Here is an 11,521-nt window from a genome sequence, read left to right as displayed (position 1 = left end):
TATGGCGCTCGTGATATCGAAAGAAAGCAGCATTCTTCAAAAAAGATAGTTATTGTGTTGGGGGATTCCTGATCGAAGGCTATGGTATTCAAGCGTCAAAAAGACTATCCAATCTATTCGAAGAAAACACGGGCATCGAACATTTGAATTTTAGCACCTCCCAATGGTTCGGACCGACCCAATATTACCTTTTGTACAAAACTTTGGCCAAACAATTTACGCATGATTATGTTTTTGTATTTATTTTTCCTGCCAACGATTTGGTTGATGATGATTATGAATTTGGTAAAAAGGCTCTTTCCCATAGATACCGGCCCTATTTCGTTGGAGAGTATCCTGATTATGAGTTAGTCTATTTTCAAGATAAGATTGAAAAATCAACATGGTCGGACTCATTTGAAAACACTTCTTTCCCGCGGGTTATAAGCTTTATAGCGGAGTTCATGGGTGAGTATACTTATACTTGGAATGTGTACAGATTTGTCAAGCAAAAGATTCTTGAACGTAGAGTCTTTGACGACGACTCAACGAAAGAAGGTATTCAATCGGATGAAGAAGCTCAAAATAGATTTCGATGGCCATATTCTTTTTACTATACTAAGAAGCAATTTGATGTTATGAAATATGCCTTGGAGAAATTGGTCGAAGAAGCTGGCGATCGTGATGTTTTTGTTTTTACGATCCCTACCTTAACAGAGATAGAGGAATATCACAAAGTAGGTGTTTCCCCACTTTCAGTGGACCTTAAAAGCTTTTCCCATTCGATTGAAAATGTTACATATATCGATTTATTGCCATTAATGCATGATTATCAGAACGAATGGGATGAGTATTACCTCGAATGTGATGGCCATTGGAGCGAATATGGGAATTATGTTGCCTATAAGATTTTAAGAGAGAATCTCCCGATATATGAAAATGGTGTAAGTGAAACTACATTATGAGAACTAGTATAATGATTCCTAAACAACCGGGCAATATACAGTGTTAGCGTGTTCAGGTGTTAAAGTGTTTACGTATTTTATCAAGTTGATTAATTTCAAAATATTAGCACCTGAACACTCGAACCCACCGCGAGAACACTATTATCCACATTGCGATGATATTTAGAGATCACACTCACACTACTAGCCTAGCCCTGATCTAAAGACGCGACATTTAAATATCTCATAAAATTGAAAAGCCGCTGCAAAAATTACAGCGGCTTTTCAAAATCAAAAGTAACCGAGTATTAGCTGATTTCGGAATTAGGGGAATTACCGAACTCGAGCATAATAAAGCTCGGTCATCTTTTTATATACAACAATTGTACCAATTTTTAACTACACAAGTTCTTCCATTCTGCAATCTACTGTTTTTTAAAGAAGTTATAATTTTTATACGGTATGAAAAAAGGTTTCTTATGTTGTAATCTTGCGCAGCCAACATTTCAAAATGAAACCCTTTGAGTTTCAAAGTTAAACCTTTTGCACCGAAGCTAACTCATCGAATCTTATAAAGTTCTATGGGGTTTCTAATTTCTAATACAAGTACACTTAAGACGTCATTTCATGAAACCTTTTTCCAGCGTATCGCGCCGCAAGAATCCATACAGATACAATCGCCATCGTAAAAAGAGAAAGCCACCTTTTGCTGGAGAAATCTGCGAAATAGGTAGTAATTCCAAGGCTCACACCGATCGCCAAGACTTTTGCAAATCTCTGCACGAACATATCTATGAAGGCTTTCGCTTTATACTTTTCATCCTTGCTCGTGGGCACATATAGCGTTTCCTTCGCGGATTGGTTAAGTCCGTAGCTAAACCCGCTGTCAGCTGTATTCAGGAGACTACCAGCCCATAAAATCGGCACAGCAAGAAACCCTGCAGACCCTATGACTATCGCAACAGGAAGAACCAATAAAGCCGTCATAAGTCCAAAACGGGTCATTACAAAACTGGTGAGAAAAAGCTGTACAAGCAGAGCAACAATGGCACTTAGAGCGTATATCATAGCAAAGTGCCTTTTTAGGTCAGGCCCATCCAAATAGTGTGAAATGGTTGCAGTAAACTGAAAGTCGAGCGTTTGTGACGTTATCTCGTACAATCCAACGATAGCTACAATGGACAGCAAATAGGGTGATTTGAAGACCAACTTCGCCCCTGCCAGAGCCGGGTTTTCCTTTTGGTCGGGAGAAACATCTTTCGTTCGCTCAGAGCGTTCTGGTGGTGGATTCCGTTCTACCAACCTTCCGGCAGCATTGGCGAGGACTAAAATCATAACTGAAATGAAAAAGCAAATCCATAGCCACGATGAATTACTTAGGTAGTCGAGCATGCGCCAAAAAAACGTAGCGCCAATTGCACCACCGAGAACTCCACCCAAACCGATCAAGCCATAGAGGCGCTTGGCTCCGTCGGGCGTGACACTATCATTCAAAAATGCAAAAAATGTAGCAACCATTAGCGTCGTGAACAAGTCACCGAACAAATAAAAAGTCCATACAGTGAAGTCGCTTGGACTGTTGATAACGAAACTATACCCCAGATAGGAAATCAGAAAAAATCCGGTGAAGATGTAAGTCAATTGCTGCCGGCGAAAATTTCTCACAAGCCAAGTAAACACGACCACAGCAACAAAAGCTACAACCATATTTAAAACCTTGGCAAGGAGTTCAGCTTGAGCGGCCTCCATGTGCCAGTCAAAAAGGTTAAACCCAATCTGATCGTAGTAGTTTATAAAAAGATTCTTTTTTAGAGGTTTCAGTACCCAGAAACTCGTGATTACCAGAAAGAAATAACCAGACATTAACAACGAGAGTGGTAGCTCCTCTCGCCGGATATTCATGATTGCTTTTATTGGATTTGCCATAAAGTTCTCCAATCGTAATTGACTTTAACTATCTTCATTTTCCCTGCTGTGCCTTATTCAGGTTGCAGTTAGGTGACAATTCCTATTTTAACGAAGTCCATTCAAAATCCTATGCTAAAAACGACAAAAGAATGTACTTTCATCGTACTGTGGGCTGCATAAATTCTATTGCATTTTTGGTTTCCTTTTACGCACCTTTAAGCACATTTCTTTGTTTTTTACAACACTTAATGGCGAGAAGCAGCAATTTTCTTAGTTATCAAATTGCTTTAACTATTACTCTTCCCGAAGGATACCTACCACTCGAGCTTCTTGGTTTTGCCCCGGATAATAAAAATAAACATCAACTGCTCTGCTTGGTTTTTTACCCTTTCGCACCGTTTGAATTTTAATTAAAAAAATCTTGTCTTCCTCATTTTTAATATCGTTAGTGGCAAGAATTTGGTCTAAAAACCCGGCACCGTTTGCCGAGATAGGAATTTCCGGTGCATGGACGAATTCCTGTTTGTGCCGCCCGTTATAAGACAATGTATAAATATATTTTGTATCTTCGGCTGACGCCAGGTGGCCATCTACCGCTAAATCGTTGAACGTTAAAGTCAGAACATCGTTGCTTTGTTTAAACTTGAATTTATCCAATGGATTCATTCGATCAAACCAGTAACGGCCAACTTTATCCCGGCGCTCGATCAAGGTTTTGATTAAGTATTCCTCTGCTTTAGGATTTGAATAGTTAGCTGTCTTAACAATTGCGCGAATATCTTCATCAGTGAAAGACATGACGATTTTAGCGCCCCAGAATGCGTCGCGGTAAGTCGCGTATTCAAACGCCGGATTTGGATAAGTTGGGTACCAATCACCCGGGTCGAAAATTTCAGATTCGTAGTAGCCGATGGAGTGAAAATATGGAAAATTCGGATCCTCTTTTCTTCCTGTAAACTCCAGGGGCTCAACCTCAAACTCCCACGGCTTCACATAAAGTCCGAAAGTAATAAATTGCAGGGCAATTGTGCGCGGGTCGACCAGGTATTCACTGCCATATTTGGGAGCATGTGGAATAATATTATTACTGCCCATCGTCGATCCCATATCGATGATAAAATGTTTAATGTACTTATTTCCAGTTTCTTTATCTTCGGTATAAACCGCCAGAGTATTGGCCGCACGCCGGTCCTCATCGCTCAGCCACGAGGCAAAGGTTCGAAGACCTCTTAATTCCCGCCGGTGCTCATGATGAACGAGATCGTTCGGATCATCGCTGCGGGTTCCAATGTAGTTCCAGACGCCCACCACTTTGCCATCCACCAATTTACTGGCCAGGCACCTTATTTTTCCATCTTCTCTTCGTGGGATGGGACGCAACAAATCCTCGACGTCTCTTGTGGTCATTTGCCGCTCGGACCCTTGAACTGGAATCATGACGCCTTCCTGGACTTGCAAAATATCGGGGTCAAAATACTCGATGGTGTTTTGCGGCACATGATAACCAGCCGCGTGAAAAAATTTGGTGGAGATAACCTCTGCACTCGAACCCATTTCCTGAAATTGCGGCGCATCGAACTTTAAAATGTATGCGTCTCCTTTGGCGTCTCTTATAAAAAGTCCGGGGGTCCCCCCTTCTGTCTTCGCCAGCCAGATCAACCAAAGCCCGCTTTGGTCCGGCCCGGCGGTAACGTTTGGGCCGTTTTGCAGCTCTTCCAAATTCATACGATTTTGGTAGTGACGATTTGTATACCAGCTTGAATTAGGGACCTCATCCAAAGCATTGACATTGTCCGCGGAACGACCCTTTACAAGGTTAAGGCCTTTGCCTATCTTTCTTGCCGACCAGTTCAAATCCAAGACTTTTTCAATTTGGTAAAAAACGGTCATATCGGCAATATCCCAAATCTGATTTTCCTTGATATCTTTTGGTGCGGGGATATTTTTATTGTCCGGATCAAATGTTTTGATTGGAGCAAGGGTGAATTTGTGGCTGCTGCAACCGAATATTATTAAAATAATAAAAAAGAGGATTTGAAATTTAACAATAGCTTTCATTTGCCCCTCTTTACTCTTCATTATTAGTCATTGGGTCATTTCGTTTTGGTTCATTTAATGACAATATAAATAAGTAATCAATTTAAGCAAACCATTCTCTAACCTAAAATAAATCAATTTTTCCCACCGAACTGCGCCGAAGTCACCGAAACTCGCCGAATTTATTTTCATTTTAGAATTGTTAAATTAGCTCGGCTTATATTTTTAAAATCATTTTGAAGCATGAAACGTTTAAATTGCAAACGGCAGCGTGAGAAGTTAATGACTTCATCCGAGAGCCGTTTATAGAGAATGTCTTCCAATTTAGCTCCTCCCAAAAACGAGTAGAGATATTAATTTAAAATATTCGGTGACCCTCGGCGAAATCGGCGTGTTTCGGTGGAAATTATTTTACCGCGGAAAGTCGCCGAAGTGGCTGGGCATCCGTATTGACTTTTTTTAAAAATTCGGAATTATTTGAAATAATGCCCGCCACTGCTCGCTGCTTCGTGCTACTTCAAAGCGCATTAGAAACCCTGTTCTTGACATAAATCGAATTCCGGTACCGACTGCGGTATGAAATTCATTTAAAGCAATTTCGCTTAAATCGTCATAAACCTGGCCTTCATCAAAAAAGAGCACAGCATCCCAGGTGTCCCAAATCGGGTAGCGGTACTCAAAATTAAAAAAGAGCAAACCCCGGCCTCGAAACCTATTCTGATCGAACCCTCTCAAATTAGCTGCGTCGCCGAGCAAACTGAGTTCATAAAAGGGAACTTGCTTTGTGCCAATCCTGTCGATTTTTTCAAAAACGCCGCGAATACCAAGCCGGCGATTCTTAGCTAAAAATGGAATGGGAATAAATTGATTCAGTTCTGCCCTAAACCGATTGTATTCAAACCGCCTGCCATTTATTTCCCGATTATATGTATAACTCAGCCGTAACAGCGTTCCTGAAAGAGTTCGCGGCCAACCTTTGGCAAGGTTAAACGTTAATGTCCCACCCACCGAGAATAAACTGGTCTCACCCTTGCCGGGAATATTTCTCGGAAAAAGAGCGCCTTCAATTTCATCATGAGAGCTGTCGATATCTACTCTCCGGAAGCTTGATACAATCCCTAAGCCTACTTTCTGACTAAAAACGTACGATAGATTTGCGATGACGCCACCTTCCTGGGTCGCGTAGCTGGTTTCATCGTCGGCCGTGGATTTGTTCGCCCCAATTGACGAATCACGCAAATTCTCCAGACTTACCGAATCACTAATGTAAAGATTCTCGTCCGAATCATTAAAATAAGACCCGGTAATATCGAAATAAAAAGAGCTGCCAAACAGCGATGAATCGGCATAAGCAATTTCGGTTATGTTGTTACTTGACGAGCTGTATAGAAAACTGGCTTTAATTCTTTTTCTTTTATTAAACAAATTGTTGTCAAAAACCATCAGGCCGCCGCCAGCACCGGTGTTCCCCCCAAAACTGACTAATGGAAAAAAACCAGCCGTCTGATCGTCGTTCAAAAAAAAATTGATCGCTTTTTCCTGAATGCGGCTCTGTTCCACCCAAATGACGGTAGCACCCAAGGGTGTCCAGGCCAGATGCCATATTTTTGCGGGTAGGGACAGGACATGCACCAAAGCGCTTTTTTTAGTCCGGTAGGGAATTAAGTTCGGATCGGGGTACTCGTTAGCTTGTTCTTGATTTATTTTTTCAGGTTGGGCCGTTTCCTGCTCAGAATTATTCTCCTTCTGATTGGTTTCTTCTGATTCAGAACCGGAATTCTGTGCCAGGACACCAGAGCCGGTAATTAAAAGATAGATCATTAGAAACGAAAATATTCTACTCATTACTCCCTCCGAGTAGCCAAATCTTGCAGGTTTTAAAAACCTGCAAGGTTTCATCAATCAATTTTCTCTTTCAATTGCCACGATCTGTGGCGGCTCCGAAACATCGATTGGATAATGAAAAAACACCTTGACATCCTTTCCCCATGAGCCGCCTGGTTTTCTTTGGCTTTCAATCTTGAAGTTTAAAATTCGGCCATCTTCACGCAAGTTGGGTAATGCCGCAAAATTTCTCTCAATGGTTTGCCGCATTTCATCATTTAAATCGAGACGCGCTTTACTTTTTGAGAAAAAATAACCGGTTAAATCTTTTCCGAGATATTGCAGCTTATAGCGGTAGGTGGTCATGTCCGAATTTTCAAAGCCGGCATTGACCGACAAATCATCGAACCCTATAAATGTATGAGCGTTGCTGTCTTGCCGAAAATGAAAATTATCCAGGGGATTTACTTTACCGTACCAATATCGCCCTGTTTTGTCGCGGCGTTCGGCCAGAGTTCTGACGATGTAATCTACATCTTCCTGGTTTTGAAATTCTCCGGTTTCCACGATAGCTCGAATTTGTTCGTCTGTGAAAGACATGACGATTTTAGCGCCCCAAAACCCGTCCAATTCCGTCATCCTTTGAAAGGCAGGATTAGGCACGATAACAGCATAATTCCCCGGGTTAAATAAGTCCGAATCAAAATACCCCACCGATGGGCTAATCAGCTTAGGCTTTTTTTCCCAGGGCTCAACATATAGTCCTAAGGTAAACAGCTTTTTGAAAATATGACCCAAGTCAAATGTTCCAAAATGTCCCCTTGAGCGTGAGGCTGTACCATATCCACCACTGCCAAGTGAAGTCGCAAAATCAATTATGTAGTGCTTCACGAAGCTTTTGCCATTTTCAGTAACGTACATATCCAGAGTGTTATTTGCCTTGGTATCAAAATTGTTTAACCAGGCGGTGATGGCTTTGTATCCCCTGAGCTCCCGGCGATGAACGTGACTCACCCGGTCATTGGGATCGTCCTTGCGGCGGCCTGTGTACAAAAACGGCCCAAGCGGCTCACCTTCAAGCCGCTTACTGGCCACAATCCGGTATGTGCCATCAGGGCTCGGCTGCACCTGGCTCAAAATATAATTCATAAAATCCATCGTCATTGGCACATCTTTGCCCCACTTGTCTTTTATGGTTACACCCTCTCCGATTCTCATTTTTTCAGGATCGACAACACTTAAATAATTCTCCGGAGTGTTGTAACCGGAAGCATAAACAAATTTAGTTGTTATGACTTCGGCGGCGGTATTCAGCTGAGGAAAACCTTTAATATCAAACTTAACGAAATAATCAACCCCTTTGCTGTCTTTCATTCGAAAGCCGGGAGAAACGCCCTCCGCCTTCGCACCCGTAATTGTAATGTAGCCGCTCATGTCCGGCCCCTCGCCTCGATTCGGGCCGCGTCTTAACTCTGCGATCGTCAACGGATGCTTTGCATGCCTGTTTGTAAACCAGGTTGAATTAGGGACTTCATCAAGGCTGTTAGTATTCTTGGCCTGTTTCAGGTTGTTGATGAGTTTTCGACTATGCCAGGAGAGGTTGCCGTATTCATCGATTTCACGACCAAATATGTTTTCAATGCCGTCCTCAAAAACACTAAGGCGTCTTGGCTTAGGTTTCGGAATGGACTCTCTATCGTTTTCTTCCGTTATAAGATCACGCTTTAGATATTGCTTTTGCGCCCCGCAGCTCAACAGAAAGAGGCTAAGACAAAAAATAGTTAAACTTAGTTTTAAAGCTCTAATATTCAAATTAAAATCTCCTTAAATCTGTGTTTAAACCAAAATTAAATCGAATTTGTTCTCGGGATTTAGCGATTTCAAAAATGGCAATCAAACCGCCGTCTATTGATTTGAGCCTCAACCCGCCGCCAAAACTATATTTGAATTCATGAAGACTGAACTCATCAAAAACATTAGAGAAAACTCTTCCTTCTTCAAAAAAGCCGTACGCGATGGCCATAGTGGGGAGAGGCCACCGATATTCAACACCGGCCAGAATCAAGTCTTTGTCGCGAAAACGAACCGGACGGTAGCCACGCAAACTATTTGGGCCGCCCAAACCCGCCAATTGATAAAACGGAATTTGCCTATTTTGCAGATTATCGGTGATCTCCACTCGCATGCGTACTGCCATGACCCGATCATAAAATAAATGAAGATAGCGCCTTACGTCAAGGGTAAATTTTCTATAACCGAATGTGTCCCCATTAATTTCTTTGGCAAATTCATAAGCAAGGTACTCCTCGCCTCCTTTGGTCGGGTGCCCGGTGGCGTTTCGCGTATCCCGGTAAAAGTTGAACCGCAACGACCACATTTCCGTACCGAAAAATCCCGGAACCTGCGCCGGTGTAAAAAGACTATCCAGTGAAGGATGGTTGGGGTCACGCCCTTCCTTAATATGAACATTACTGTATCCCAAACCTGCTGAGAACAATGCCCCTTTGGAGGGCAACGAAATCAAGGAAACTTTAAGATTGTTTTCTTCGTGCAAATAATTTGTTTCATTTTCCTCTGACGTATTGTTACCAATGCCAAAGAAGTCTTCATCAGGTAACCGGGAATAAAATCCTGCCATCTCAACCCCAAACTTTGGACTGAAAAATTTCGGGTCTCGCAAACCGCCATAAACATTTCGTCGCGTTCTGGTTCCGAAACTTCCCGACGCCCGAAATTTCATCCCTTTTTTGAACAAATCATCCTGAATGAAAATCAAACCACCGCCGGAAACGGGTGTAAAAATTGGCCTGACTTTCGTCTTCTCATCCTCACTCGTTAGCCAATCCGTCACCCGGAGTGTAATTGCATTATAGTCGACAACTCTCATTACGAAACCTACGCCTTTGAAAAACAATTTAAAAGGCAAGGTAATAATATCACCCGGCAGCTCGCCTAAATTTTCAATAAAACTGTCCCCGGTGTCGCGTTCCTCGACCGGAAGTTGTTCGGGCGGTATCTCTTTATCTTCTTTTTCCTGAGCAAAAGCCAGGTGGTTGAATCCCGCAAGCAGATAAAAACAGAGGCCGAAAACAAGAATGGCCGGCAGACTAAAAGCTTTTTGTCGCGCTAATGATTTCATAGAAATAGTTGAGTTTTAATCACTTAACTTCAAACATTAGAGTTTTCATTCCAGGCAATTCTAATTCACCGAAAAAATCTGATCGACCCCCACAACAATGCCAAAGCCCCCCCCTCCACTTAGCCCCCAGGCAAAATCGATTCTTCCGACTCGGGAGTCCGGTGACTTTGTATAACCTAACCTGAATCCGAAACCTGCGCTGTAGTTCAAATCGTTCAGGTTGATGGACGCTTCTTCACTCCAGACGTTTCCGGCGTCAAAAAATAAAACGCCGCCAAGCTGTACGGTTAGAATATTCAACGAACTAAAGATTCGATCCTCGACATTTAGCAGCAGTCTTTTGTCACCCGCAAATGCCCTTGCAGGATACCCCCTCAAACCGGAATCTCCGCCTAATAAGAGCTGACTGTCCTCCAATTTATCCGCGTAATCAAATTCAAAATTAAATGCCAGAGTTTGTCGTCTCGCAAATTTATTATAATAACGCAGCCTCAATGAAGCAATAGTGTTTTTTTCAAAGAGTGTTTGAACGCCAAGGGTTAGAAAAAGATATTGCCTGTCAAAAATCTGGTGTGCCTCTCTCCTTACCACCCTGAGCTCAAATCGTTTGACACCGTTTGGAAAAGGAATTCCGGTGCGCCCTAAACTGATTTGGGTGACGTTGCCGAGAGTCAAGTCTTCGACGCGGATGAATTTATCGATTTGTGTTTCCTCGACAAATGAGAGGTTCTCAAAAGTGGCTGTTAAAATCAAGGCGTGACTTACCTCATCATCCGGAAGAGGAACAATCGTCGTATCCGGTAAAGATGTGATATCCTTATTTGAAAAACGGTAACTTAGCTGTACCCTCTTCTTGTGGAACCTGCTGCCAAAGGCCCTGGCGCCAAAAACCTGAAACTCTTCCTTCTCGTCTCGAAAACGGTCGACTTCCAGACTGTTGGCAAAAAACCGCCTGGTTTGATCTCTGGCAAAGCCAGTGAAACCATAAGCCCATTTTGTATCCAAGGCATAAAATGGCCGGATAATGCGGGCCGAATAATTCTTGAGAAAGGGTCCGGTAACAAAATTTCCCTGCGCCGTCCATCTTGAAGAAAACAGCTGCGGGTCGGTATATCTTAAGTTGATTTGCGTCCCCTCCGAAACTTCGTGGGTGATTTCGGTAAAAATCCGCTTTCCCAATCCCAGGAAGTTGAACTCTTCAATGCCGCCGCCGAAAGTAGTCCGCCCGCCTCCCCCTTCAAATACGTATGCAACAATTGTTGACCACTGATCCTGTGTGGTGACGAAAACATCGACAAACGCTTCCTCCTCTGTTTTCACCGCAACTGTTACTTCGCCAAAATAAGATAAGCTGCGCAGTTTCCTTTCACTTTCTTCCAGGATTTCCGGATCATATTCGTCTCCCGATTTGAAAAGCAGCTCCTGACGAATCACATTCTCCTTAGTGACAATATGCAGTTGGTTGGCCCAGTTGTAAATGAAACGCGGCTTTCGGTTTAAATCGGTAAATACGTCATGTCTTTCAATTTCGATATTTCTAATAACTTTTTTTGCATTTTCCTGTGCGATGAGTTTCAGAGAGGCTAACCAGAGGCAGAAAAAAGTTATCGCAAACCGAGGGACAGCGCCGCTTAAGAATCGTTTCATGGAGACATCTTGGGACTTAACTGAGTTTTTTTGTTAAGACGAC

General features: G+C 42.6%; 7 protein-coding genes. 1 reads left to right on the top strand and 6 read right to left on the bottom strand.

Translation table 11 applies throughout. The features are described from left to right. The first annotated feature begins 203 nt into the window (after positions 1-203). Positions 204-944 (top strand): hypothetical protein, encoded by a 741-nt coding sequence (locus IH879_11730; GenBank protein MCH7675605.1) that lies wholly within the window; start codon positions 204-206, stop codon positions 942-944. Positions 945-1,535: 591 nt separating this feature from the next. Here IH879_11730 and IH879_11725 read toward each other — a convergent pair. The 6 genes from IH879_11725 to IH879_11700 all read right to left on the bottom strand — a co-directional run bounded on the left by IH879_11725 (position 1,536) and on the right by IH879_11700 (position 11,478). Continuing rightward, positions 1,536-2,849, bottom strand: coding sequence for an MFS transporter (locus tag IH879_11725; protein MCH7675604.1), 1,314 nt, complete (start codon positions 2,847-2,849; stop codon positions 1,536-1,538). A 276-nt stretch (positions 2,850-3,125) separates the two neighbouring features. Further along, entirely contained in the window at positions 3,126-4,889 is a 1,764-nt protein-coding gene (locus tag IH879_11720; GenBank protein MCH7675603.1) for a hypothetical protein, read from the bottom strand. Positions 4,890-5,327: 438 nt separating this feature from the next. After that, positions 5,328-6,713, bottom strand: coding sequence for a BamA/TamA family outer membrane protein (locus IH879_11715; protein ID MCH7675602.1), 1,386 nt, complete (start codon positions 6,711-6,713; stop codon positions 5,328-5,330). 57 nt (positions 6,714-6,770) lie between these two features. Continuing rightward, positions 6,771-8,504 (bottom strand): hypothetical protein, encoded by a 1,734-nt coding sequence (locus tag IH879_11710; GenBank protein ID MCH7675601.1) that lies wholly within the window; start codon positions 8,502-8,504, stop codon positions 6,771-6,773. A gap of 1 nt (position 8,505) precedes the next feature. After that, a complete protein-coding gene (locus IH879_11705) occupies positions 8,506-9,831 on the bottom strand; it encodes a BamA/TamA family outer membrane protein (protein ID MCH7675600.1) in 1,326 nt (441 codons plus the stop codon). 60 nt (positions 9,832-9,891) lie between these two features. After that, on the bottom strand, positions 9,892-11,478 hold the full coding sequence (locus IH879_11700) for a hypothetical protein (protein MCH7675599.1): 1,587 nt from the start codon (positions 11,476-11,478) through the stop codon (positions 9,892-9,894). Positions 11,479-11,521: the final 43 nt, after the last annotated feature.

This window comes from candidate division KSB1 bacterium, from assembly GCA_022562085.1.
GTDB lineage: Bacteria > Zhuqueibacterota > Zhuqueibacteria > Oceanimicrobiales > Oceanimicrobiaceae > Oceanimicrobium.
The sequence above is the reverse complement of the archived record's forward strand: the minus strand, read 5'-3'. Positions and strand labels throughout refer to the sequence as shown.

Coding starts and splice junctions, on each gene's coding strand:
- IH879_11725 (MCH7675604.1), bottom strand. CDS start 2,849: ATGGCAAATCCAATAAAAGCAATCATGAATATCCGGCGAGAGGAGCTA.
- IH879_11720 (MCH7675603.1), bottom strand. CDS start 4,889: ATGAAAGCTATTGTTAAATTTCAAATCCTCTTTTTTATTATTTTAATA.
- IH879_11715 (MCH7675602.1), bottom strand. CDS start 6,713: ATGAGTAGAATATTTTCGTTTCTAATGATCTATCTTTTAATTACCGGC.
- IH879_11705 (MCH7675600.1), bottom strand. CDS start 9,831: ATGAAATCATTAGCGCGACAAAAAGCTTTTAGTCTGCCGGCCATTCTT.
- IH879_11700 (MCH7675599.1), bottom strand. CDS start 11,478: ATGAAACGATTCTTAAGCGGCGCTGTCCCTCGGTTTGCGATAACTTTT.